The organism is Streptomyces rubiginosohelvolus, assembly GCF_014649875.1.
Classification (GTDB): Bacteria; Actinomycetota; Actinomycetes; order Streptomycetales; family Streptomycetaceae; genus Streptomyces; species Streptomyces rubiginosohelvolus.
Genome location: NZ_BMTW01000002.1, coordinates 107,124 through 130,982 on the forward strand (window position 1 = coordinate 107,124; position 23,859 = coordinate 130,982).

Annotated in this window: 25 protein-coding genes; 18 read left to right on the top strand and 7 right to left on the bottom strand. The window is 72.2% G+C overall.

Annotation, left to right across the window (positions count from 1 at the left end; all coding sequences use genetic code 11):
* Positions 1 to 226: 226 nt before the first annotated feature.
* Together IE134_RS07820 and IE134_RS07825 are read right to left on the bottom strand one after the other, a co-directional pair.
* Positions 227 to 460 (bottom strand): chaplin, encoded by a 234-nt coding sequence (locus IE134_RS07820; protein ID WP_098895959.1) that lies wholly within the window; start codon positions 458 to 460, stop codon positions 227 to 229.
* Positions 461 to 709: 249 nt separating this feature from the next.
* The gene (locus IE134_RS07825) at positions 710 to 1,111 is read right to left on the bottom strand and encodes a rodlin (protein WP_030710050.1); all 402 of its coding nucleotides are present in this window, start codon (positions 1,109 to 1,111) and stop codon (positions 710 to 712) included.
* 555 nt (positions 1,112 to 1,666) lie between these two features.
* Between IE134_RS07825 and IE134_RS34525 the strand changes: the two genes are divergently transcribed.
* Positions 1,667 to 2,344 (top strand): chaplin, encoded by a 678-nt coding sequence (locus IE134_RS34525; protein ID WP_097945979.1) that lies wholly within the window; start codon positions 1,667 to 1,669, stop codon positions 2,342 to 2,344.
* Positions 2,345 to 2,540: 196 nt separating this feature from the next.
* A complete protein-coding gene (locus IE134_RS07835) occupies positions 2,541 to 3,815 on the top strand; it encodes an FAD-dependent monooxygenase (protein WP_229823457.1) in 1,275 nt (424 codons plus the stop codon).
* Between the two features lie 22 nt (positions 3,816 to 3,837).
* Here the strand turns inward: IE134_RS07835 and IE134_RS07840 are convergent, their stop codons facing one another.
* Positions 3,838 to 5,058: an acetyl-CoA C-acetyltransferase gene (locus IE134_RS07840; protein ID WP_030710047.1), complete on the bottom strand. Its 1,221-nt coding sequence runs from the start codon at positions 5,056 to 5,058 to the stop codon at positions 3,838 to 3,840.
* Between the two features lie 137 nt (positions 5,059 to 5,195).
* On the bottom strand, positions 5,196 to 6,101 hold the full coding sequence (locus tag IE134_RS07845) for a LysR family transcriptional regulator (RefSeq protein WP_098895958.1): 906 nt from the start codon (positions 6,099 to 6,101) through the stop codon (positions 5,196 to 5,198).
* Between the two features lie 148 nt (positions 6,102 to 6,249).
* Between IE134_RS07845 and IE134_RS07850 the strand changes: the two genes are divergently transcribed.
* The 4 genes from IE134_RS07850 (at position 6,250) to IE134_RS07865 (ending at position 9,989) form a co-directional block, all read left to right on the top strand.
* Positions 6,250 to 7,161, top strand: coding sequence for a CoA transferase subunit A (locus IE134_RS07850; protein WP_179888315.1), 912 nt, complete (start codon positions 6,250 to 6,252; stop codon positions 7,159 to 7,161).
* Complete coding sequence (locus tag IE134_RS07855; protein WP_189430014.1) at positions 7,158 to 7,943, top strand: CoA-transferase subunit beta; 786 nt, start codon at positions 7,158 to 7,160, stop codon at positions 7,941 to 7,943. The genes IE134_RS07850 and IE134_RS07855 overlap by 4 nt, the downstream gene beginning before the upstream one ends.
* Positions 7,944 to 7,959: 16 nt before the next feature.
* On the top strand, positions 7,960 to 9,510 hold the full coding sequence (locus tag IE134_RS07860) for a 3-hydroxyacyl-CoA dehydrogenase (RefSeq protein ID WP_189430017.1): 1,551 nt from the start codon (positions 7,960 to 7,962) through the stop codon (positions 9,508 to 9,510).
* Between the two features lie 71 nt (positions 9,511 to 9,581).
* Positions 9,582 to 9,989, top strand: coding sequence for a VOC family protein (locus IE134_RS07865; protein ID WP_189430018.1), 408 nt, complete (start codon positions 9,582 to 9,584; stop codon positions 9,987 to 9,989).
* On the opposite strand, the gene IE134_RS07870 is transcribed toward IE134_RS07865, so the two are convergent.
* On the bottom strand, positions 9,917 to 10,687 hold the full coding sequence (locus IE134_RS07870) for a DUF6597 domain-containing transcriptional factor (protein ID WP_189430021.1): 771 nt from the start codon (positions 10,685 to 10,687) through the stop codon (positions 9,917 to 9,919). The two genes, IE134_RS07865 and IE134_RS07870, sit on opposite strands and share 73 nt — an antisense overlap.
* Before the next feature lie 18 nt (positions 10,688 to 10,705).
* Positions 10,706 to 11,857 (bottom strand): YihY/virulence factor BrkB family protein, encoded by a 1,152-nt coding sequence (locus IE134_RS07875; protein WP_032768106.1) that lies wholly within the window; start codon positions 11,855 to 11,857, stop codon positions 10,706 to 10,708.
* A gap of 74 nt (positions 11,858 to 11,931) precedes the next feature.
* On the opposite strand from IE134_RS07875, the gene IE134_RS07880 reads away from it, so the two are divergent.
* A complete protein-coding gene (locus IE134_RS07880; protein ID WP_030710034.1) occupies positions 11,932 to 13,569 on the top strand; it encodes an acyl-CoA dehydrogenase family protein in 1,638 nt (545 codons plus the stop codon).
* 54 nt (positions 13,570 to 13,623) lie between these two features.
* Here the strand turns inward: IE134_RS07880 and IE134_RS07885 are convergent, their stop codons facing one another.
* Positions 13,624 to 14,184: a DoxX family membrane protein gene (locus IE134_RS07885; RefSeq protein ID WP_030710032.1), complete on the bottom strand. Its 561-nt coding sequence runs from the start codon at positions 14,182 to 14,184 to the stop codon at positions 13,624 to 13,626.
* A 196-nt stretch (positions 14,185 to 14,380) separates the two neighbouring features.
* Between IE134_RS07885 and IE134_RS07890 the strand changes: the two genes are divergently transcribed.
* The 11 genes from IE134_RS07890 (at position 14,381) to IE134_RS07935 (ending at position 23,851) form a co-directional block, all read left to right on the top strand.
* Positions 14,381 to 14,758, top strand: a complete 378-nt coding sequence (locus IE134_RS07890) for a DUF4267 domain-containing protein (RefSeq protein WP_032768104.1) — start codon at positions 14,381 to 14,383, stop codon at positions 14,756 to 14,758.
* Between the two features lie 256 nt (positions 14,759 to 15,014).
* The gene (locus IE134_RS07895) at positions 15,015 to 15,797 is read left to right on the top strand and encodes a SigB/SigF/SigG family RNA polymerase sigma factor (protein ID WP_098019649.1); all 783 of its coding nucleotides are present in this window, start codon (positions 15,015 to 15,017) and stop codon (positions 15,795 to 15,797) included.
* A gap of 242 nt (positions 15,798 to 16,039) precedes the next feature.
* Positions 16,040 to 17,338 (top strand): helix-turn-helix domain-containing protein, encoded by a 1,299-nt coding sequence (locus IE134_RS07900; RefSeq protein WP_030710027.1) that lies wholly within the window; start codon positions 16,040 to 16,042, stop codon positions 17,336 to 17,338.
* Between the two features lie 82 nt (positions 17,339 to 17,420).
* Positions 17,421 to 18,017, top strand: a complete 597-nt coding sequence (locus IE134_RS07905; protein WP_032786985.1) for a GNAT family N-acetyltransferase — start codon at positions 17,421 to 17,423, stop codon at positions 18,015 to 18,017.
* A gap of 210 nt (positions 18,018 to 18,227) precedes the next feature.
* On the top strand, positions 18,228 to 18,311 hold the full coding sequence (locus IE134_RS34600; RefSeq protein WP_309486338.1) for a putative leader peptide: 84 nt from the start codon (positions 18,228 to 18,230) through the stop codon (positions 18,309 to 18,311).
* Positions 18,312 to 18,425: 114 nt separating this feature from the next.
* Positions 18,426 to 20,123 carry a nitrite/sulfite reductase gene (locus IE134_RS07910; RefSeq protein WP_030710023.1) on the top strand — a complete coding sequence of 566 codons (1,698 nt, stop codon included), beginning with the start codon at positions 18,426 to 18,428 and terminating at the stop codon, positions 20,121 to 20,123.
* The gene (locus tag IE134_RS07915; RefSeq protein ID WP_098019648.1) at positions 20,120 to 20,299 is read left to right on the top strand and encodes a hypothetical protein; all 180 of its coding nucleotides are present in this window, start codon (positions 20,120 to 20,122) and stop codon (positions 20,297 to 20,299) included. Before IE134_RS07910 ends, IE134_RS07915 begins: the two co-directional genes overlap by 4 nt.
* Positions 20,296 to 21,012 (top strand): phosphoadenylyl-sulfate reductase, encoded by a 717-nt coding sequence (locus IE134_RS07920; protein WP_030710021.1) that lies wholly within the window; start codon positions 20,296 to 20,298, stop codon positions 21,010 to 21,012. Before IE134_RS07915 ends, IE134_RS07920 begins: the two co-directional genes overlap by 4 nt.
* Before the next feature lie 23 nt (positions 21,013 to 21,035).
* Positions 21,036 to 21,581, top strand: coding sequence for an adenylyl-sulfate kinase (cysC, locus tag IE134_RS07925; protein ID WP_010059288.1), 546 nt, complete (start codon positions 21,036 to 21,038; stop codon positions 21,579 to 21,581).
* Positions 21,578 to 22,516: a sulfate adenylyltransferase subunit CysD gene (gene cysD / locus IE134_RS07930; protein ID WP_030710019.1), complete on the top strand. Its 939-nt coding sequence runs from the start codon at positions 21,578 to 21,580 to the stop codon at positions 22,514 to 22,516. The genes cysC and cysD overlap by 4 nt, the downstream gene beginning before the upstream one ends.
* Positions 22,517 to 23,851 (top strand): sulfate adenylyltransferase subunit 1, encoded by a 1,335-nt coding sequence (locus IE134_RS07935; RefSeq protein ID WP_030710016.1) that lies wholly within the window; start codon positions 22,517 to 22,519, stop codon positions 23,849 to 23,851.
* Positions 23,852 to 23,859: the final 8 nt, after the last annotated feature.

The window sequence follows — 23,859 nt, forward strand, 5'->3', positions numbered from 1 at the left end:
CGGCGTCTGCTTTCGGTCACGTCTCCGTGCCGCACACAAGCTTTCTTTACCTGTGACTTCTGCCGCTTTCTTCCTGATCAACGATCAGGCCGCTTCCGGGAAACTGTGGGGCGCGGAATTTCTCCGGCACCGTTCACGAGTCACTCGGGCAGCGAAAAGGCCCCGGACGGCATGTGCCGCCCGGGGCCCACCGAACTGCGGGCCGGAAGCCCGGCAGATCGGAGAGTTACTTGTTGATGCAGGTGTTGCCGAACGCCGGGTTCAGCGCGCCGATCACGTTGACGGTGTTACCGCAGAGGTTGACCGGAATGTGGACCGGGACCTGCAGGATGTTGCCCGACAGCACACCCGGCGAACCCGCGGCGACGGCCTCGGCGCCCGAGTCGGCCATGGCCGGCGCGGCGACGCCCATCGCCAGGAACGTACCGGCGGCGACGGCGGCAACCTTGGTGAACTTCACGTTTCTTCCCTTTCCTCGGCGGAGTCCGGTGCGGTCACGACTGTCGTGCCGCACCCGAGCCTGATACTGCTTCGCTCAGGACTCCTGCGCTGTCCTACGTAACGATGAACGACCGGAATCGGAACTGTTCGTCGGGCGGATTTCCGGATATCCGCCCGAATGCAGCAGTCTCGTTCCGGGAAAGCAACGGGCCCGGGCCGCTCGGTGGAGGAACGCCGAGGGCCCGGGCCCGAGTAGGGCGGCTGCGGGTCAGTTGTTGCCGACGCCGTTGCCGGAGAGGACCGGGATGTCCTCCAGGATGTGCGACAGCGCCTCGTCACCCTTGGCCTGGGTGGAGTTCTCGGTGCACTGCTGGTTCTGCGGGGAGGACAGGACGTTGATGTCCTGGACCGCGACCGGCACGAGACCGATGAGCGAACCGACGTTCGCCTTGGCCGGGAGCGCGATGCAGGGCTTGTTCAGCGAGCCCTGGACGAGCGCGAACTGCGGGCTCCAGTCACCGTGGGTCTCGGAGTTGCCGTACGACTGCGAGGCGCCGTTGCCGTTGACCGAGGTCGTGCCGCCGTCGTTGGCGATGGCCATGGCCTGCGTCGCACCGAGACCGAGGATGGAGGCGGCGACAGCGCCCGTAGCCAGAACCTTCTTGATCACGATTAACCCTTCTCGTACTGGTTGCCCCGCGGCGGAGCCCCCTGGTCAACTCACCACGCGACGTTAGGTTCCGCCCATTCACCCGAATGCCGGACACGAGGAGATCCCCTCCTCTCCTTCGCGCGGCGATTTCGTACGGCAGTCCGCTCGTGAAGGAATTGCACAGACCTCTCGGACTCATTTCGCCCGAACGAGTGGGCGAGCGCCGACGCCCGTGCCGCCGCGCCGCAGCTGTGACAGATACCCGAACGCGGTCAACACCGGCGGAGAACAGTGGAGTTGAGGGCGAATCGTTTTTCTTGTTCTGCGAACCGGGATGGACGGGATACTGCGACACCACCCGTTCGGGTGATTACACAATTTCCACGCACCTCCAAGTTTCCCGCGTGACGTCTGTGTCGTTATGGCAGTCGTCCAGCGCGCACGTCTTCACCACTTTCACCATGGCTTCCCGCCGGATCCGGCTGTGCAGCGGCTCCGCCCGATGGCTGCCCGTTGTCCGCGCGCGAAGCACCCACGCGATGTCCTCGCGAATGTCCTCAGAAAGGGCAAGTAATGCGACAGGTCTTGAATAAAAGCATGATCGTCATGGCGGCCGCCTCGGGCCTCCTGGCGGCGGTGGGCGGCACCGCGCACGCCGATGCGTCGGCCGAGGGCGCGGCCGTCGGTTCGCCGGGGGTCGGTTCGGGCAACGCCGTGCAGGTGCCGGTGCACGTCCCGGTCAATGTGTGCGGCAACACCGTCAATGTGATCGCTCTGCTGAACCCGGCCTTCGGCAACAAGTGCGTGAACGCCGACGGCCCGAAGCACGAACACCCTCCGGTCAAGCCGCCGGTGGACGAGCCCCCGGTGGATGAGCCGCCCGTGGACGAGCCGCCGGTCGACGAACCCCCGGTCGACGAACCTCCGGTGGATGAGCCTCCGGTGGACGAGCCCCCGGTCGACGAGCCGCCCGTGGACGAACCGCCGGTCGACGAGCCCCCGGTCGACGAACCGCCGGTCGACGAGCCGCCCGTGGACCAGCCGCCCGTCGACGAGCCGCCGACCGACACGCCCGGCACCGACACGCCCGGTTCGGACACTCCCGGGTCCGGCACGCCGGGGTCCAACACCCCGGGCGCGCACCTGGCCGACACCGGCGCAGCCGACCTGGGTCTGGCCGCGGGCGCGAGCGCCGCGCTCCTGCTCGGCGGTGCGGTGCTGATGCGTCGCACCCGCAACGCGCGGGACTGATAGAGCTCCTGCGGGAGAACGAGGTCCGGCCGGACAGCGGGGACTGTCCGGTCGGACCTTCCGCGTGTGCGGCGGCCCGTTCGCCGGGAAGGCCGGGCCGGGCGATGGAACGATGACCACGGCATCGCGTACCGCGCGGAACGCCGGGGCGACGAGCGGGAAGGGCCGGGACGTGGCGGCAGCGTTGCGCATCGGGGTGGTCGGCGGCAGCATCGCGGGGTGCGCGGCGGCCGTCGCGGGCTCGCGGTCCGGGGCGGACGTCACCGTGTACGAACGGAGCGGCGCCGAACTCCAGGACCGGGGGTTCGGCATCGTCATCCCGCCGCCGCTCCACGCGGAGCTGGTCGGGTCCGGCTATCTGGACACGGACATGCCGACGGCTCCCGTCGGGACGCGGGTCTGGCTGACGCGGGAGCCGGGCGGGAGGTCCGCGCGCGAACTGGCCCGCCAGCCCTCCCCCGTGACCCCGTGCAACTGGGGTCTGCTGTGGCAGTCGTTGCGCGCGAGCGCCGGGTCCGTGCGGTATCTCCAGGGGCAGCCGGTGGCCTCGGTCCGGGTGGACGCGGCCGGTCGGGCGGTGATCACCTCGGCGCGGGGCGATGAGCCGTACGACGTGGTCGTGGGCGCCGACGGACACGCCTCGGCCACCCGGCGGTTGCTCGCACCGGGGCTTCGGACGGAGCCGGCCCCGTATCTGGTCTGGCGTGGCGCGATCCCGCTCGGCGCACTGGCCGGGCACCCCCGGGAGCTGGACCTCCTGCGCGGCGCGTGGGTGACGCTGGGCTTCCCCGGCGGGCACGGCATCTTCTACCTGATCCCCGGCGGCCCGCAGGACGGCGACGGCAGCACCGGGCCGGGCAACCGGCTGCTCGCGTACGCCGTCTACGGCCGGCCGCCCGGGGGTGCCGAGCCCGGACCGTACGTCCAGGAGCTGGCGAAGGAGCATTTTCCGGCGGCCTGGGCGGACATCGTCGCGCGGGGCGGTCGCCGGGCGACGGCCTGCCACCCGGTCGCCGATGTGCAGGCCCCCCGGGTCGCCCGCCCGCCCCTGCTGCTGGCCGGGGACGCGGCGGGGGTGACCAGGCCGCACACCGCCACCGGTGCGGTCAAGGCGCTGCAGGACGCCCTGTGCCTGGAGCGGGTCCTGCGCGAGGGGCCGGATCCCGCCACGGCGCTGGAGCGGTACGCGGACGAACGCACGGCGGCGGGAGCCAAGTTGGTCGAGCTGGGCCGCCGGATGGGGCGCGCCCTGGTCGAGGAGGTTCCCGACTGGCCGGCGATGGGGCAGGAGGAGGTGGACGTCTGGTTCCGCGGAGTGCTGGCCGGGACGTGGCACTACCTCTACGAGGACCCCGGGAAGGCCGCCGGACCGGCCGTCGCGATCGCGTCGGCGGGCCCGACCGCTTCCGCCGCCTCGGCCGTGCGGCGTCCCGAACCGGATGCGGGGTCGGAGGCGACCGTCTCCGGGTGAGGCGGCTCCGCGCGAACGGCCCTCAGTCCGCGATGCGTTCGAAGACCGCGGCGAGGCCCTGGCCGCCGCCGATGCACATCGTCTCCAGGCCGTACCGGGCCTCGCGGCGGTGGAGTTCGCGGGTGAGGGTGGCGAGGATGCGGGCCCCGGTGGCGCCGACCGGGTGGCCCAGCGAGATGCCCGAGCCGTTGACGTTGATCCGCTGCTCGTGGTCCTTCTCGCCGAGGCCCAACTCCCTGGTGCAGGCCAGCACCTGGGCGGCGAACGCCTCGTTCAGCTCGATCAGGTCGAGGTCGGCGAGTGCGAGGCCCGCCCGGTCCAGGGCGGTGCGGGTGGCGGCGACGGGGGCGATGCCCATCGTCGCGGCGGGCACCCCGGCGCGGGCGAAGGAGACGAGGCGGACGAGCGGGGTGAGGCCGAGGCGTTCGGCGGTCCCGGCGCTGGTGACCAGGCAGGCTGCGGCCGCGTCGTTCTGGCCGCTGGCGTTGCCCGCGGTGACGGTGGCGTCCGGGTCGGACTTCGCCATCATGGGGCGGAGTGCGGCGAGTTGCTCGGCGGTCGTGTCGGGGCGGGGGTGTTCGTCGGCGGTGACGACCGTCTCGCCCTTGCGGGTGCGTACGGTGACGGGGACGGTCTCCGCGTCGTAGCGGCCCTCGGCGGCGGCGCGGGCGGCCCGCTGCTGGGAGCGCAGCGCCAGGGCGTCCTGGTCGGCGCGGCTGATGCCGTACTCCCGGCGCAGGTTCTCCGCCGTCTCGATCATCCCGCCAGGGACCGGGTGGTTGACGCCGCCGGCGGTCACGCGGCCCCGGGCGAGGGCGTCGTGGAGCTGGAGGCCGGGGCCCTTGATGCCCCAGCGTCCGTCGTGGGTGTAGTAGGGGGCGGCGCTCATCACGTCGACGCCGCCCGCGATCACGACGTCGCTGAACCCGGCCCGGATCTGCATCGCCGCGTCCAGCACCGCCTGGAGCCCGGAGCCGCAGCGGCGGTCGGTCTGGGAGCCGGTGACCGTGGTGGGCAGTCCGGCGTCCAGGGCGGCGACCCGGCCGATGGCGGGGGCCTCGCTGGTCGGGTAGGCGTGGCCGAGGATCACTTCGTCGACCCGGTCGGGGTCGATGCCGGTGCGGGTGACGATCTCCGCGATGACGCGTGCGGCCAGTGCGGCCGGGGTCTGCTGGGCGAAGGCCCCGCCGAACCGGCCGATGGGGGTGCGCAGGGGTTCGCAGATGACGACGTCGAGCGGCACGGAGGGCCTTCCCTGGGGTCGGGGGCGGGGAACGGGGGCGCGGTGCGGTGGACGCGTTTCGCGGTGCAACGACCTTCGCACCGCGTCACTGAGTCGGTCCAATATCGAATGTGCACCGGGTTGAGAGGCTGTGCGTCTCAACCGAGCGTACGCACGGGTGTCGGCAGCGCTTCCTCCGCCACGGCGAGCACCGCGCGCAGGGCGGCGGAGGGGTTGTCGGCGCGCCAGGCCAGGGCGGCGCGGAGGCGGACGGTCGGACCGGCCAGGGGGCGGTAGACCAGGCCGTTCTGCTGGATGTGCTGGACGGAGGTGACCGTGAGGGTGACGCCGACCCCGGCGGCGACCAGGGCGAGGATGGTGTAGGAGTCGGGGGCCTCCTGGACGATGCGCGGGGTGAACCCGGCGCTCTCGCAGGCCTGGGTCATGGCGTCGCGGACGGTGGAGCCGGAGTTGGCGGGGAAGGAGACGAACGGTTCGCCGGCGAGTACGTCGAGGGGCACGGTCTCCCGCCGGGCGAGCGGGTGGTCGGAGGGCAGGGCGCAGACCAGTTCCTCCTCGTCGATCACCCGGTGGGCGACGCCGGGCCGGGTCACCGGAAGCCGGACGAAGCCGAGGTCGAGCGAGCCGTCGGCGACCCGGGACAGGGCGGTGTTGGCGTACGTCTGGCCGGTCATGACGAGTTCGAGCCCGGGGTGGGCGGCGCGCACGGCGCGGGTGAGCCGGGGCAGCGTCTCGTGGCTGGAGGCCCCGGCGAAGCCGATGGTGACCCGGCCGTACTCGCCGATCCCCGCTGATCTGGCCGCCCGGACGGCGGTGGCCAGGTCGTCCAGGACGGTCCGTACCGGTTCGAGGAAGGACTCCCCCGCGCTGGTGAGCCGGACCGAGCGGGTGTTGCGGTGGAAGAGCTGGACGCCGAGCTCCTTCTCCAGCTGGCGGATCTGCTGGCTCAGCGGGGGCTGGGCCATCTGGAGCCGCTTGGCGGCCCGGCCGAAGTGCAGTTCCTCGGCGACGGCGAGGAAGGCGTTGAGGTGACGTAGTTCCATTGATACTCCCGGCGTCTCGATCCGACCTTAATTCGGTATTGGACAGCCATCAATGGCGCTGACACCGTGGGGTCGGCGCATACGGAGGGTGAGGGGCACGGTGGAGCGGACGGCCGGGGCGGGCAGAGGGGCCGGCAAGGTCCTGTCGATGCGGGAGGCGGTCGCCGCCTTCGTCCACGACGGGGACACCGTGAGCCTCGAAGGGTTCACCCATCTCATCCCGACCGCCGCCGGACACGAGATCATCCGGCAGGGCCGCCGGGATCTCACGGTCGTCCGGATGACGGCGGACATCGTGGTGGACCAGATGCTGGCCGCCGGGTGCGTGACGCGGCTGGTCTCCTCGTTCGTGGGCAACTCCTCCGCCGGTTCGCTCGGTGAGCTGCGGCGGCGGATCGAGCACGCCGATCCCGAGCCGCTGGTGTTCGAGGAGTACAGCCACTACGGGATGGTGTGCCGCTACCTCGCCGGTGCGCAGCGGCTGCCGTTCTACCCCCTGCGCAGTTACGCGGGCAGCGACCTGCCTTCGGTCAACCCCGGCATCCGCAAAGTCACTTCGCCCTATCCGGCCGCCGACGGATCCACCGAGGACATCTACGTCGTACCGCCCGTCCACCCGGACGTGACGTTCATCCACGCCCAGCGGGCCGACCGCCGGGGCAACACCCAGATCTGGGGGCTGACCGGGGTCCAGGCCGAGGCGGTGTACGCGGCGGAGAAGGCGGTCGTGGTGGTGGAGGAGCTGGTGGCGGACGAGGTGATCCGCGCGGACCCGAACCGCACCCTCGTCCCCGCCCACGCGGTGGACGCGGTGGTCCTCTGCCCGCGGGGGGCGCATCCGTCGTTCGCGCAGGGCTACTACGACCGGGACAACGCCTTCTACCGGGCCTGGTCCGCGATCAGCAAGGATCCGGCGCGGCTGCGGGGATGGCTGGAGGAGTGGGTGTACGGGACCGCCGACCACGCGGCGTACGTGGCGAAGCTGGGCGAGGAGTTCTGGGCGGGGCTGGCGGTCGGCGAGGCGCCGAGCGGATCGGTGGACTACGGGAGGCGGCTGTGAGCGGGGACCGGACGCGGTCCACGCGGGCCGTCACCTCCTCCGAGCTGCTCTCCGTCGTCGCCGCGCGCGAACTGGCCGGGCGGCGAACGGTGTTCGCGGGGATCGGGCTGCCGACGCTCGCGACCGAGCTGGCGCGGCTGACCGTCGCTCCGGGCATCGAGGTGGTGTACGAGTCCGGGGTCTGCGGGGCGCACCCCTCCCATCTGCCGGAGACCATCGCGGACGCGGTCCTGATCACGGGGGCGGAGGCGGTGGTGTCCATGGCCACGCTGTTCGGCTCGGTGCTCCAGGGCGGGCACATCGACGTGGGCTTCCTGGGGGCGGCGCAGATCGACCGGTGGGGCAGCCTCAACACCTCGGTGATCGGGGAGTGGGAGAGCCCGTCGGTACGGCTGCCGGGTTCCGGGGGCGCGGTCGAGGTGATGGCGAACGCCCGGGAGGTGTTCGTGGTGATGCGCCGCCACACCCCGCGCTCCTTCGCCGACGTGCTGGACTTCTGTACGACGCCGGGTCCCGACCGGGCGCTCGCGGACGGCATCCGCCCGCTCGGCGCCGGGGTCACCCGGGTCATCACCGAGCTGGGTGTTCTCGCCCGGGCGGGTGTCGGGGACGAGCTGCGGCTGGTCGCCGTGCATCCCGGGGTGAGCGTCGAGCAGGTGCGGGCCGCCACCGGCTGGGAGCTGAAGACCGCCGGCCGGCTCGCGACGACGGCCCCGCCCACCTCCGCGGAGCTGCGGCTCCTGCGCGACGATGTCGACCCGAACCGTGTCTACCTCCGCTGAAAGGGCCGTAACTGCCATGCGTATCAGGATCGTCGGAGCCGGGGCCATGGGCCGGGGCATCGCCCAGTGGGCGGCGAGCGCGGGACACACCGTGGAGCTGGGTGACGTACGGCCCGAGGCGGTGAAGGAGGCCCTGGACTTCGTCGCGTCGATGCTGGACCGGGCGGTCGCGAAGGGCCGGACGACCGCCGCCGACCGGGACGCCGCGGTGGCCCGGCTGGTGCCGCTCGCCGAGCCGTGGGCGGCGGGCCCGGACGTGGAGCTGGTGATCGAGGCGGTCCGGGAGGACCTGGAGACGAAGGCAGAGGTGTTCGGGAGGCTGGAGCGGGCGGTGCCCGCCTCCGCCGTCTTCGCGACGAACACCTCCTCCCTGTCGGTGACCCGGATCGCGGCCACGCTCCAGGACCCGTCGCGCCTGGCCGGGCTGCACTTCTTCAACCCGGTGCCGCTGATGCGGATCGTCGAGGTGGTGCCGGGCGCGGCCACCCGCCCGGAGATCCCGGTCCTGCTCACCGAGCTGGTCGAGGGCTGCGGGCACCGGGCGGTGACCGTCGCCGACACCCCCGGTTTCCTGGTCAACCACGCCGGCCGGGGGGTGGTGACCGAGGCGCTCGCGCTGCTGGAGGAGTCGGTGGCGGACCCGGCGGAGATCGACCGGATCGCCCGGGACGTGCTGGGGCTGCGCATGGGCCCCTTCGAACTGATGGACCTGACCGGTCTCGATGTGACGGCAGCGGTGATCGACTCGATCTGGCAGGGCTTCCGGTACGAGGACCGGCTGCGGCCGTCCTTCCTGACCCCGAACCGGGTGGTGGCCGGGCTGCACGGCCGTAAGACGGGCCGGGGCTGGTACGCGTACGGCGACGGGGCGTCCGGCCCCGCACCGGAGAGCCCGGTGACCGGGGACGCGGACCGCCCGGTGTTCCTGGCCTCGGCCGGGCGGCCGGAGACGGCTGCGTACGAGGAGGAGCTGACCGCGTCGCTGGAGGCGGCGGGGGTCCGCGTCGAGCGGGGCGCGGGGCCGTCGGCGGAGGCCGTGGTGCTGGTGCCCGTCTGGGGGACGCCGGTGTCGGCGGCGGTCGCGGAGGGCGGGCTGCCCCGGGAGCGTACGTTCGGCGTGGAGGTGCTGCCCCCGGCGGGGCGGCGGCGGGTCATGGCGGTGACGGCGGCCGGTGACCCGGCGGCCGCCCGGGACGCGCGGGCGGTGCTGGCCCGGGCGGCCGGGGGCGAGGAACCGTACGGGGTGTCGGTGGTGCGGGACACCGCGGGCTCGGTCGCGCAGCGACTGCTGTCCTCCGTCGTCGCGGTCGGCTGCTCGATCGCGGAACGCTCGCTGGCCGCGCCCGCCGACATCGATCTCGCGGTGACCACGGGCCTCGGCTATCCGGCCGGGCCGCTGGCGTGGGGGGAGCGGATCGGGGCCGGACGGATGCTGGCGCTGCAGCGGGCGCTGCACGCGTCGACCGGCGACCCGCGCCACCGCCCGACGCGGTGGGTCACGGAGCGGGCCGCCCTGGGTCTCGCGCTGACCGATCCGGGAACGTCGCCGGCGGACTGCCTGGGGTGAACCCTGGAGTGAGCCCACGGGTGACCGATTCGTACAAGACGGCCGTGGTACCGCGTGCATACGGTCGGGGCATGACTCCACGACTCGACGCCATCAGCATCATCACCTCCGACCTCGCGGCCTCGCTCGCCTTCTACCGGCGGCTCGGTCTCGACATCCCCGAGGGGGCGGAGTCCGCGCCCCATGTCGAAGTGACCCTGCCGGGCGGGCAGCGGCTGCTGTGGGACACGGAGGAGGTCATCGCCTCGTTCGACCCGGACTGGCAGCGTCCGGCGGGTGGGGGTGAGCGGGTCGCGCTGGCGTTCGTCTGCGACAGTCCGGCGGAGGTGGACGCGTTGTACGCGGAGCTGGTCGACGCCGGGTACACCGGGCATCTGAAGCCGTGGGACGCGGTGTGGGGGCAGCGCTACGCGGTGGTGCTGGACCCGGACGGGTGCGGGGTGTCGTTGTTCGCCGCCGCCTCCCCTGCCGCGAAGTAGGCCCCCAGGGTCGTACCGGCCAGGTCGCGCATCTCCCGGGCCAGGTGCGCCTGGTCGGTGCAGCCCGCCGCGCAGGCCGCCTCGGCGTAGGGCAGGCCGGTGCGGACCAGGGCCAGGGCGCGTTGCAGGCGGAGGATGCGGGCCAGCGTCTTCGGGCCGTAGCCGAAGGCGGCCAGGGAGCGGCGGTGCAGCTGGCGGGCGCCGAGGCCGACCTCGGCGGCCGTCGACGCGACGCTCCTGCCGCGCCGCAGCCCGTCGGCGACGGCCGCCGTGAGCGGGTCGGGCGGTCCGGTGTCGGCGGACCGGGCGAGCGCGAACTCCTCCAGGGCGGCGGCGGGGTCGGCGGACCGGGCGAGGCGGCCGGTGAGCGCGGCGACGGCTCTACGGGGCCAGAGCTCGGTCAGGTCGATCCGGTGGTCGCGCAGTTCGTGCGCCGGTGCGCCGAGGAGGACGGGGGCGGTGCCGGGCGCGAACCGGATCGCGGCGCAGGAGCCCCGGTTGCGCGGGTCGACCTGGAACGCGTGGGTGTCGGGCCCGGCGACGACCAGGCGGCCGGCGGTCCAGATCAGGTCCATGCAGCCGTCGGGGAGCACGGACCGGGCGGGCTGCCCGGGGCCCGGCGGGACGTCCAGGGTCCAGACGACGGCCCCGTCCAGCCGGGAGGGCCGCTCCTGGTACCTCTGGTGTCGCCGGGGCATGTCTCCACGCTAGCGCGGTCAGCGGGTGGGCGGTTCCCTGTTCTCGGCGGGCTCCCCCGACTCCTTGGTCTCCCTCGGCTCCTTCGTGTCCTTGGGCTCCTTCTCCCAGGTCGCGTGGAGCCGGGACTTCACGTCGTCGGGCGGCAGGAAGCGGGACCAGCGCTCGGGGAACTCGGAGGGCATGTACGCGGGGCCGTCGTCCTCGTCATCGTCGTCGTCCGTGCCGTCGTAGGCGGCCGAGCGGGTGCGGGCGACGAACTCGGCGGCCTGCGCGGCCCTGACACGCTCGGTGGCCTCGCGGGCGGCGGCCGTGGCGAGCGAGGGCCACACCCGGTCGATGGCCGCGTTGACCGCGGCGCCGACCAGGACCGCGAAGGCGGAGATGCCGATCCACAGCAGGACGGCGATCGGCGCCGCCAGGGAGCCGTAGATGGTCGGGCCCTCGACCGTGCTGGTCAGGTAGATCCGGAGCAGGAAGCTGCCGAGGACCCACATGCCCAGCGCCACCAGCGCCCCGGGAACGTCCTCGATCCAGGGCGAACGGACGGGCACGGACACGTGGTAGAGCGTCGTGAGGAACGCGATGGTCAGCAGTATCACGAGCGGCCAGTACAGGACGGCTATGACCTCGGTGCCCCAGGGCACGAACTCGACCACCCGGTCCGGGCCGACGACCAGCAGCGGCAGCACCACCGCGCCGAGCAGCAGCGCGACGACGTACAGCAGGAAGGCGAGCAGCCGGGTCTTGACGATGCCGCGGTGGCCGTCGAGGCCGTACATCACGGTGATGGTGTCGATGAAGACGTTCACCGCGCGGGAGCCCGACCACAGGGCGATGGCGAAGCCGAGGGAGATGACGTCGGGGCGGGCCCCGGTCGTGACGTCGGCGAGCAGCGGTTTGGCGAAGTCGTTGACCCCGCGCTCGGACAGCACCGTCTGGGAGGCGGAGAGGATGTTGCGCTCGATGGAGGCGACCGTGGTGGTGGTCGTCCACTCGTCGACGTAACCGAGCAGTCCGATCATGCCGAGCAGCAGCGGGGGCAGCGAGAGCAGGGTGAAGAACGCCGCCTCGGCCGCGAGGCCCAGAATGCGGTACTCGATGCACGAGTTGACGGTGTCCTTGAGCAAGTGCCACGCCATGCGCCGTTTGGAGACGTTGCGGTAGAGCACTCGCGCCCGGTGGAGCCGGCCCGGTGGCCGCTCGGGTGTTTCATTTGCTGCCTGCACCTCCTTACCGTATCGGCATGGCAGCCACCACCCACACCGTGACCAATCAGGTTCCGCCGCTGGTCGGCCATGACGTCTTCGCCACCGACCGGGTCCTGTCCGAGGCCGTCGAGCGGCACATCGAGCCCGGAGTCCTGCCCGTGGCGCTGGAGGAGCTCGGCGAGCTCGGCCGGGCCGCGGGATCCGCCCAGGCCCAGGAGTGGGGTGCGCAGGCGAACGCGCACCCGCCCGTTCTGCGGACACATGACCGTTACGGGCATCGCGTCGACGAGGTGGAGTTCCATCCGTCCTGGCACCGGCTGCTGGGCCATGCCGTGTCCGCCGGGCTGACGGACGCCTGGGGGCGGCCGGCCGGTCATGTCCGGCGTGCGGCGGGGTTCCTGGTCTGGACGCAGGCCGAGGCGGGGCACGGCTGCCCGCTGTCGATGACGCATGCCGCGGTGCCCGCACTGCGCGCCGATCCGGAGCTGGCCGCCGTGTGGGAGCCGCTGCTGACCTCGCACACGTACGTGGAGGGGCTGCGGAATGCTCGCGAGAAGGCCGGGGTGCTCTTCGGAATGGGCATGACGGAGAAGCAGGGCGGCACCGACGTACGGTCCAACACGACCCGGGCCGAACCGCTGTCCGGCGCGGGCGAGTACCTGCTCACCGGGCACAAGTGGTTCTGTTCAGCGCCGATGTCGGACGGTTTCCTGGTGCTGGCGCGGGCGGCGGGCGGGCTGAGCTGCTTCCTGGTGCCGCGTGTGCTGCCGGACGGCACGCGCAACGTGTTCCTGATCCAGCGGCTGAAGGACAAGCTGGGCAACCGGTCCAACGCGTCCGCCGAGGTCGAGTTCGACGGGACCTGGGCCCGCCTCGTCGGTGCGGAGGGGCGCGGGGTGCGCACCATCATCGAGATGGTGGCGGCCACCCGTCTCGACTGCGTGGTGGGTTCGGCGGGGCTGATGCGGCAGGCGGTGGCGCAGGCGGTCCATCACAGCGCGTACCGCAGCGCGTTCGGCGGGCCGCTGATCGACAAGCCCCTGATGCGCAACGTCCTGGCCGACCTGGCCCTGGAGTCGGAGGCGGCGACGGTGCTGGCGATGCGGCTGGCGGCGGCGTACGACGCGGACACCGAGGAGGAGCGGGCGTTCCTGCGGCTCGCGCTGCCCGCGGCGAAGTTCTGGGTCACCAAGCGCTGCACCGCCGTGGTGGGCGAGGCGCTGGAGTGCCTGGGCGGGAACGGTTACGTCGAGGAGTCGGGGATGCCCCGGCTGCTGCGCGAGGCGCCGCTCAACTCGATCTGGGAGGGTTCGGGGAACGTCCAGGCGCTGGATGTGCTGCGGGCGCTCCAGCGGGAGCCGCGGGCGCTGGACGCGTTCCTGCGGGAGGTCGGGCGGGCGCGCGGGGCGGATCACCGGCTGGACGCGGCGATCAAGGGGCTGCTGACGGAGCTGGCCGATCTGGACGGCATCGAGGCGCGGGCGCGGCGGCTGGTGGAGCGGTTCGCGCTGGTGCTCCAGGGGTCGCTGCTGGTGCGCTGGGCCCCGCCGGAGGTGGCCGACGCGTTCTGCGCGTCGCGGCTCGGCGGGGACGGGGGCGCGGTGTTCGGGACGCTGCCGCACAGGCTGGATCTGGCCTCGGTGGTGGCACGGGCCCGGCCGTCGGCGGACTAGGGCTCACGCGAGAGGACCCGCCCGGAGGCCGGGTGGGTCCTCTCGCGCTCGGGCTCAGGAGAGGCGCTTGCGGGCGGCCTCGACGGAGTGCGTGACGCTGTCGACGGTCGTGCCCGCCGCATTCCCCACCTGGTGGGAGACGGCATGGGCACGGTGGCTGACCGCGTCGGACGCGTGGGCCGCCGTCCGACGGGTCCGGTACGCGAGCGAGGGCTTGCCGTGGGTGTCGGCCGCGGCGATCAGCAGCCCGCCGAGCAGGGACAGGTCGGTGAGGAGGTCCACGCGCCGCGCCCCGGAACCGTCGTCCGGCCCGCGGCCGCCGGCCGTGAGGGCGGAGGACACCAGGGTGACCGCGAGGGCCGCGGACGCCAGCCGGGGCGCGCGCCCCAGGGCGAGCAGGGCACCGGCCCCGAGCTGCACCGCGCCCTGGAGGCGGACGAGCTGCTCGGGATCCTCGGGCAGGAACGGGAGGCGCGTGGCGAGTGCGGGGGCCTCCCGCTCACCCCGGGCGTCCTCCGGCGGGTCGGGGAGGGCGGGATCGCGGACCGCCGCGATCCCGTCACGGATGAATTTCGCGGCCAGCAGGGGCCGGGCGACTCTGCGCAGAACAGCCATGTCCGTCCGTTGCCCCGTCCTGCCCGGACCACACACCTCGCCGTACCGGCGTACTCCGGGATGGGGACGGCCGATCGGCGGTCGGCAGGTGTCGTACGGGCAGAGCGCGGGAACCCGTGGTCCGTCGCGACGACGCCTACGCGTCGACGCCTGGATACCGATGGACGCACGTCGGTGGATACCTGAGGAGGACGCGGTGGGAGCTTGGCCGGTGCGGTGGGCGGGTGCGGCGACCGCCGCCTACGGGGTGGGCATTCTGGTACGCCCGGCGCTGATGGCCCGCCCGTGCGGCCTGGACGACGAGGACGGGTCCGTGCCGGCGGCGACCGCGCTGCTGATCCGCGCCGTCGGAGCCAGGGACCTCGCGAGCGGGCTCGCCATGCTGGCAGCGAAGGAGGGCTCGGCGCTGCGGGCGGCGACCGTGTGCAGGGTCGCGTCCGACCTCGGTGACGCGGTGCTCTTCGGTACGCAGCTCCCCGATCCGGCCGCTCGGCGGAAGGCCGCCGCGGTCGCGGGAGGCTGGGGCGCGCTGTGCGCGGTGGCGGGCCTGGTGTCGCGGAGCGTACGGAAATAGGGAGAGGGCCGAAGGGAGCAGGGGGCCCGCTCGACCGGAGCGGCCCCCCGCATTCTTATGCTCATCACGCCTTTTCGTATGACCTCGCGGGGAATGACGATTCCGCGAGGCACCGCACTCAACCCCCCTCCGGGACATGTAGGTTCACGGTGAAAATGTTCGCCACGCCGCCCGGAAAGGTGCCATGAGGGCTCTTATCGGAATCTCTGCGACAGCTCCGACAGCAGGGAATGATTTTCCAGCCGGTCAGGAACGGATGGACCACCCGTCGGCAGACGCGCGGGAAATCAGCCGACTGCTCTTCGAACAGCTCGCCGACCTGGAGGAGGGAACAGCCGCATTCCAGTACGCCCGCAACACGCTCGTCGAGGCACACATGCACTTGGTGCGCTATGCGGCCAGGCGATATCGCACGCTGCGGAACGGGCAGTTCGAAGATGTCCTGCAAGTGGGCACCATCGGTCTCATCAAAGCCATCGAACGCTTCGAGCTCGCGCGCCAAGTGGAATTCCCCGCGTTCGCTCTCCCCTATATCAGCGGCGAGATCAAGCGGCTCTTCCGGGACACCACCTGGTCCGTACAGGTTCCCCGGCGGCTCAAGGAACTGAGGTCCGCGGTCGAGGCCGGCCACGAGGATCTGGCGGCGCGTCTCGACCGCTCCCCCACCCGTGCGGAACTGGCCCGTCATCTGGGCCTGCCCAGGGAAGAGGTGGCCGAGGCCGAGATCGCCGCGAACGGCTACAACGCCGGGTCCCTCGACGCCCCCCTGCGCAACGACTCCGATTCCGGGGGGCCCGCGCCGGCCTGGTCCGACATCCTGAGGGACGAGGACGGCCGACTGGAGCGCGTGGAGGATCTGCACGCCCTGGCGCCCCTGCTGGCCGCGCTCGACGACCGCCGGCGCACGGTGCTGGAACTCCGCTACGGCCAGGAGCTGACCCAGGCGCAGATCGGCGCCCGGCTCGGCGTCTCGCAGATGCACGTCTCCCGCATTCTGAGGAGCACCCTCGCGGAACTGCGGGCCGGAATGCTCTGCTGAGCCGTCCCGGCCCCCGCCGGAAGCGAAGGAGGGTGGTGCTGCGCCGACACGGCACCACCCTCCATGCTTCTTCACACCGGGCGGCCGGATCAGGTCCGGCACCCAGTGTCCTCCCACTCTCGTACGGGCCCGATGCGCATCGCCAGAGTTGCAAAGGGTTGCAACCATTGTGTGGACTGCTCCGCAACCGGCCCTGGTGAACGGCAGGATGGGCGGGGAAGCGTTCGGGGGGAACGGGGACCATGACGGAGACAGGTTCGGCGGGGGTGCTGCGGGTGACGGGCCAGGGGGCGGGCCGCCAGGCCACCCGGTTGCTCCATCGGGCGCGGGAGGCCCGGCTCGCGGGCGAGCCGTCCGGTGTCGCGCCCCGGGCGGAGATCGACGCCTCCTGGGACCGGGTGGTGCGCAGCGGCATCGATCCCGACCAGTCGCCGGAGAGCGAGCTGCTGGAGGCGGACGAGATCGAGCACCGGCGGCGCAGCACGGCGCTCGGCGAACTGATGCCGTTCCTGCGGGCGGGACTGGCCTCGATCGCGGACGCCGCGCAGCAGATCATGGTGGTGACCGACACCGAGGGCCGGGTGCTGTGGCGGCAGGGCAACACGGGGGTGCTGCGCCGGGCCCACGACATCTGCCTGGAGGAAGGCGCGGCCTGGGCCGAGGCGGCGACCGGGACGAACGCGATCGGGACGGCGCTGGCCGCCCGGGTCCCCGTCCAGGTGCACTCCGCCGAGCACTTCATCCGGGCGCTGCACGGCTGGACCTGTGCGGCGGCCCCGGTGCGGGATCCGCGCGACGGGCGGCTGATCGGGATCGTCGACATCAGCGGTCCCGCGTCCACCTTCCATCCGGCGACGCTGGCCCTGGTCGACTCGGTGGCCCGGCTCGCCGAGGGTGAGATCCGCACCCGGCACCTGGCGGAGATCGAGCGGCTGCGCGCGGTGGCCGCGCCGATCCTGTGCCGGATCGGCGGGCGGGCGCTGGCGGTGGACGTGCACGGGCGGCTGGCGGCGGTGACCGGGATGCCTCCGGTGGACCGGCTGCCGCTGCCGAAGTCGCTGCGGCAGGGTCCGGTGTGGCTGCCCTCGCTGGGCATGTGCCAGGTCGAGCCGCTGCCGGGCGGCTGGCTGGTGCAGGTGGACGACGTCGGGACGACGGCGGGGGCGCCGCGCCGGGTGGTGCTGGACCTGAGCCGGCCCCGGGCGCTCGCCGTGCATCTGACGGGGCCGCTGGGCAGCGTGAAGCAGCGGCTCTCGCCGCGCCACGCGGAGCTGCTGTACGCGCTGGCGGTGCACCGGCAGGGGCGGACGGCTTCGGAGCTGGCGCGGGACATCTTCGGGGACGCGACCCGGACGGTGACGGTCCGGGCCGAGATCTCCCGGCTGCGGCGGCATCTGGCGGAGGTCCTGGCCCACCGCCCGTACCGCTTCGGGGACGGGGTGGAGGTGGAGGTGATCCATCCGGAGCACGGCGCGGATCTGCTGCCGCACTCCCTGGCACCGGTGGTGGCGGAGGCCCGCAGGGCGGCCCGGGCCACCTGAGAGAGGCCGCTGCGGCGCGTGCGGGCGGTCCGGGGCGGGGCCGCTGTGCGCCGGTGTCCGGCTCCATGGTTTTCTGGCCGTCATGAGCGACATCCCGCAGCCCGCAGCGCCGACCACCGAGGTGACCGTCTGGTCCCTGGAGCAGACATCGCCCGCCGACCTCCGCCCGGCGCGCGCGCCCGAGGGGGATGTCCGCATCGTCCGGTCCGAGGTTCCGCTGCCGGAGTTCAGCCGCTTCCTCTACTCCGCGGTGGGCGGGGACATCCGGTGGACCGACCGGCTGAGCCTGACGTACGCCCAGTGGCAGGAGGTCCTGGAGCGGCCCGGCGCGGAGACGTGGGTGGCGTACGAGAACGGGACGCCTGCGGGGTACGTCGAGCTGGACCCGCAGGACGACGGCGTGGTCGAGATCATGTACTTCGGGCTGATCCCCGCGTTCCGGGGGCGGCGGATCGGCGGCCACCTCCTCAGTCACGGTGTGGCGCGCGCCTGGGACCTGGCGGAGCGCTGGCCGGGGAGGCCGGCGACGAAGCGGGTGTGGCTGCACACCTGCTCCAAGGACGGGCCGCACGCCATGGACAACTACCTGCGGCGCGGCTTCCGGCTCTTCGACACGAAGACCGAGGTGGAACCGGAGGTGGCGACGCCCGGTCCGTGGCCGGGGGCGTACGCCTCCTGACCGTCCGGAGGCCCGGAGGGGCGGTGGCATCACCGCCCCCTTCTTCGCGTCCCCGCATACCGGCCTTCCGGGCCCTGCACAGGCGATTTGTCGGTAATGCCGATGAAGCACTCCGTGACCGGCACCACATCGTCCCACTCTTCGAGACCCAGCCGTCCACATAGCGGATAGTGGTGGACTGTCCCGAGATGCGCGTGACACGCTTCCGTCATGTCTGGAACTGGAATTGCCTTGGTGAGTCGACGCCACGTCGACCTCGGCCGCATGTCCAGCGCCATCTGTCCGGCGAGCTGAGAGACCCAGCACCGCCGCACTTCTCTTACCTCTGAACCGCCTGCGCACCGCCGCGCCTCAGCGCGAGTGTGCCGCTCAGAGCCGCCCTCCCGCAGTCCCGAAGGACGTATTGCCATGGCCGCTACCCCGGAACAGCCTGCGACCGCCACGCCCCGCCGCAAGGCCGGACGCCACCGTGGTGAAGGTCAGTGGGCCGTGGGCCACCACACGCCCCTCAATGGGAACGAGCAGTTCAAGAAGGACGACGACGGTCTCAACGTACGGACACGTATTGAGACGATCTATTCCAAGCGCGGCTTCGACTCGATCGACCCGAACGACCTGCGCGGACGCATGCGCTGGTGGGGTCTTTACACACAGCGCAAGCCCGGCATCGACGGCGGCAAGACCGCCGTGCTGGAGCCGGAGGAGCTGGACGACAAGTACTTCATGCTGCGGGTCCGGATCGACGGGGGCCGGCTGACCACGCAGCAGCTGCGGGTGGTCGGGGAGATCTCGCAGGAGTTCGCGCGCGGGACCGCCGACCTCACCGACCGGCAGAACGTGCAGTACCACTGGATCCGCATCGAGGACGTGCCGGAGATCTGGCGGCGGCTCGAAGAGGTGGGCCTGTCCACCACCGAGGCCTGCGGTGACACGCCCCGCGTGATCCTCGGCTCCCCCGTCGCGGGCATCGCCGAGAACGAGATCATCGACGGCACGCCCGCGATCGACGAGATCCAGCGCCGGTTCATCGGCAACCCCGACTTCTCCAACCTGCCCCGCAAGTTCAAGTCCGCCGTCTCCGGCTCCCCGCACCTGGACGTGGCGCACGAGATCAACGACATCGCCTTCGTCGGCGTGAACCACCCGGAGCACGGCCCCGGCTTCGACCTCTGGGTCGGCGGCGGCCTCTCCACCAACCCCAAGCTCGGGGTGCGCCTCGGCGCCTGGGTGCCGCTGGACGAGGTGGCGGACGTGTACGGCGGGGTCATCGGGATCTTCCGCGACTACGGCTACCGACGGCTGCGCACCCGTGCCCGGCTGAAGTTCCTGGTCGCGGACTGGGGCGCGGAGAAGTTCCGCCAGATCCTGGAGGACGAGTACCTGAAGCGGAAGCTGGTCGACGGGCCCGCGCCCGAGCAGCCCGCCCAGACCTGGCGCGACCACCTCGGGGTGCACCGGCAGAAGGACGGCCGCTTCTACGTCGGCTTCGCCGCGCGGGTGGGCCGGGTCGACGGCTCCACGCTCACCAAGATCGCCGAGGTCGCCGAGGCACACGGCTCCGGCCGGGTGCGGACCACCGCCGAGCAGAAGATGATCGTGCTGGACGTGGCCGAGGAGCAGGTGGAATCCCTGGTAGCCGGTCTGGAGGCGCTGGACCTGCGGGTCACCCCGTCCCCGTTCCGGCGCGGCACGATGGCCTGCACCGGCATCGAGTTCTGCAAGCTGGCGATCGTCGAGACGAAGGCGCGCGGCGCCTCCCTGATCGACGAACTGGAGCGCCGCATCCCGGAGTTCGACCAGCCGATCACCATCAACATCAACGGCTGCCCGAACGCCTGCGCCCGCATCCAGGTCGCGGACATCGGTCTCAAGGGCCAGCTGATGCTGGACGAGAACGGCGAACAGGTCGAGGGCTACCAGGTGCACCTCGGCGGGGCGCTCGGCCTGGAGGCCGGGTTCGGCCGCAAGGTCCGCGGTCTGAAGGTCACGTCGGCCGAACTGCCGGACTACGTCGAGCGGGTGCTCGGCCGGTTCCAGGAAGAACGCGAGGACGGCGAGCGCTTCGCGACCTGGGCGGCGCGCGCCAGTGCGGAGTCGCTGTCATGAGCGAGCGAGCCGCCCCGTTCTACTGCCCGTACTGCGGTGACGAGGACCTGCGCCCCAACGAGACCGGTCACGGCGCCTGGGAATGTGCTTCCTGCAACCGTGCGTTCCAGCTGAAGTTCCTGGGTCTGCTGACCCGGGGCGTTCAGCGCAGCGACGGTGAAGGGGACGCGATATGACGGACACTCTGCTGAGCGGAGAGCTGACCGACGAGGAGCTCCGTGAGCTGGCCGAGCGGGCCGGACGGGAGCTGGAGGACGCCTCCGCCATCGAGATCCTGAAGTGGGCGACCGACACCTTCGGGCCCCGCTTCTGCGTCACCTCCTCGATGGAGGACGCGGTGGTCGCGCACCTGGCGTCGCGGGTGCTGCCGGGCGTGGACGTGGTCTTCCTGGACACCGGCTACCACTTCCCGGAGACCATCGGCACCCGGGACGCGGTGGACGCGGTGATGGACGTCAACGTCATCACGATCACCCCCCGGCAGACGGTCGCCGAACAAGACGCGGAGTACGGCGAGAAGCTGCACGACCGGGACCCCGACCTGTGCTGCGCGCTGCGCAAGGTGAAGCCGTTGGAGGACGGCCTGACCGCGTACGCCGCGTGGGCGACGGGGCTGCGCCGTGACGAGTCGCCGACCCGGGCGAACACCCCGGTCGTCGGCTGGGACGCCAAGCGCCGCAAGGTGAAGGTCTCCCCCATCGCCCGCTGGACCCAGGACGACGTGGACGCCTACGTCGCCGAGCACGGCGTGCTCACCAACCCGCTGCTTATGGACGGTTACGCCTCCGTCGGCTGCGCGCCCTGCACCCGCCGGGTGCTGGAGGGCGAGGACGCACGGGCCGGCCGGTGGGCCGGGCGCGGCAAGACCGAATGCGGGCTGCACGGCTGATGACGACTGATCAGGAGACTTCGATGAGCGTGACGGAGACGGGGGCCACGATCTGGCTCACCGGTCTGCCGAGCGCGGGCAAGACCACCATCGCGTACGAGCTGGCGGGCCGGCTGCGGACCGAGGGCCACAAGGTGGAGGTGCTCGACGGCGACGAGATCCGCGAGTTCCTCTCCGCGGGACTCGGCTTCTCCCGCGAGGACCGGCACACCAACGTGGCCCGGATCGGCTTCGTCGCCGAACTCCTCGCCGCCAACGGCGTGAAGGTGCTGGTCCCCGTCATCGCCCCGTTCGCCGACAGCCGCGAGGCCGTCCGCAAGCGGCACGCCGCCGAGTCGACCACCTACCTGGAGGTGCACGTCGCGACGCCCGTCGAGGTGTGCTCCGTACGCGATGTGAAGGGCCTTTACGCCAAGCAGGCGGCCGGCGAGATCAGCGGGCTCACCGGGGTCGACGACCCCTACGAGGCCCCCGAATCGCCCGACCTGCGGATCGAGTCGCACCAGCAGACCGTGCAGGAGTCAGCGGCGGCGCTTCACGCGCTGCTCACCGAGAGGGGCCTGGCGTGAGTGCCGTCACCACCACCGTGTCCGAGGGCACATCGAACCCGTACGCGCTCAGCCACCTGGACTCCCTGGAGTCCGAGGCGGTCCACATCTTCCGCGAGGTGGCGGGCGAGTTCGAGCGGCCGGTGATCCTGTTCTCCGGCGGCAAGGACTCCATCGTGATGCTGCACCTGGCGCTGAAGGCGTTCGCGCCCGCGCCGGTGCCGTTCACGCTGCTGCACGTGGACACCGGGCACAACTTCCCCGAGGTCCTCGACTACCGCGACCGTACGGTCGCGAAGCACGGGCTGCGGCTGCACGTCGCCTCCGTGCAGGAGTACATCGACGCCGGGAAGCTCCGCGAGCGCCCCGACGGCACCCGCAACCCGCTCCAGACCGTGCCGCTGACCGAGGCGATCCAGCAGCACCGCTTCGACGCGGTCTTCGGCGGCGGGCGGCGCGACGAGGAGAAGGCGCGCGCCAAGGAGCGGGTGTTCTCGCTGCGCGACGAGTTCTCCCAGTGGGACCCGCGCCGCCAGCGGCCCGAGCTGTGGCAGCTGTACAACGGCCGGCACGCCCCCGGCGAGCACGTCCGGGTCTTCCCGATCTCCAACTGGACCGAGCTGGACGTCTGGCAGTACATCGAGCGCGAGGGCATCGAGCTGCCGGAGATCTACTTCGCCCACGAGCGCGAGGTGTTCAACCGCAACGGCATGTGGCTGACGGCGGGTCACTGGGGCGGGCCGAAGGAGCACGAGGCCACCGAGACCCGGCTCGTGCGCTACCGCACGGTCGGCGACATGTCCTGCACCGGGGCCGTCGACTCCGACGCCACCACGCTGGACGCCGTGATCACCGAGATCGCCGCCTCCCGGCTCACCGAGCGGGGCGCGACCCGCGCCGACGACAAGATGTCCGAGGCCGCGATGGAAGACCGCAAGCGCGAGGGGTACTTCTAAATGACCACCACAGCTGAGCAGTTGAGCGCCACCACCCTGCTGCGCTTCGCCACCGCCGGGTCCGTCGACGACGGCAAGTCCACGCTCGTGGGCCGACTGCTGCACGACTCCAAGTCGGTCCTCACCGACCAGCTGGAGGCCGTCGAGCAGGCCTCGCTCAACCGCGGCCAGGAGGCGCCGGACCTGGCGCTGCTGACCGACGGGCTGCGCGCCGAGCGCGAGCAGGGCATCACCATCGACGTCGCCTACCGCTACTTCGCCACCACCCGGCGGCGGTTCATCCTCGCCGACACCCCGGGCCATGTGCAGTACACCCGGAACATGGTGACCGGCGCCTCCACCGCCGAGCTGGCCGTGGTGCTGGTCGACGCCCGCAACGGGGTCGTCGAGCAGACCCGCCGGCACGCCGCCGTCGCCGCCCTCCTGCGCGTCCCGCACGTGGTGCTGGCCGTCAACAAGATGGACCTCGTCGACTACGCGGAGCCCGTGTTCGCCGCGATAGCCGAGGAGTTCACCGCGTACGCCGCTTCCCTCGGCGTCCCGGAGATCACCGCGATCCCGATCTCGGCGCTGGCCGGGGACAACGTGGTGGAGCCGTCCGCGCACATGGACTGGTACGGCGGGCCGACCGTCCTGGAACACCTGGAGACGGTCCCGGTCAGCCACGACCTCACCGCCTGCCACGCGCGCTTCCCCGTGCAGTACGTGATCCGCCCGCAGTCCGCCGAGCACCCCGACTACCGGGGCTACGCCGGTCAGATCGCCGCCGGGGTGTTCCGGGTCGGCGAGTCCGTCTCCGTACTCCCCTCGGGGCGTACGACGACGATCACCGGCATCGACGCGCTCGGCGAGAGCGTGGACATCGCGTGGGCCCCGCAGTCGGTGACGCTCCGGCTGGCCGACGACATCGACATCTCGCGCGGCGACCTGATCGCCCCCGCCGACGACGCCCCGCCGGTCACGCAGGACGTCGAGGCGACCGTCTGCCACGTGGCCGACCAGCCGCTCTCGGTGGGCCAGCGGGTGCTGCTCAAGCACACCACCCGCACCGTCAAGGCGATCGTCAAGGACATCCCGTCCCGGCTGACCCTGGACGACCTCTCCCAGCACCCGGCGCCCGGGCAGCTCGTCGCCAACGACATCGGGCGGGTCGTCGTGCGGACCGCCGAGCCGCTCGCGCTCGACTCCTACGAGGACTCGCGGCGCACCGGCTCGTTCCTGCTGATCGACCCGGCGGACGGGACGACGCTGAGCGCCGGAATGGCGGGTGCCGCGTTCGCCGCCGCCGCCGAGGCCGTCGTGGCGGCCGACGACGACGCCGAATGGGACTTCTGATGGCGACC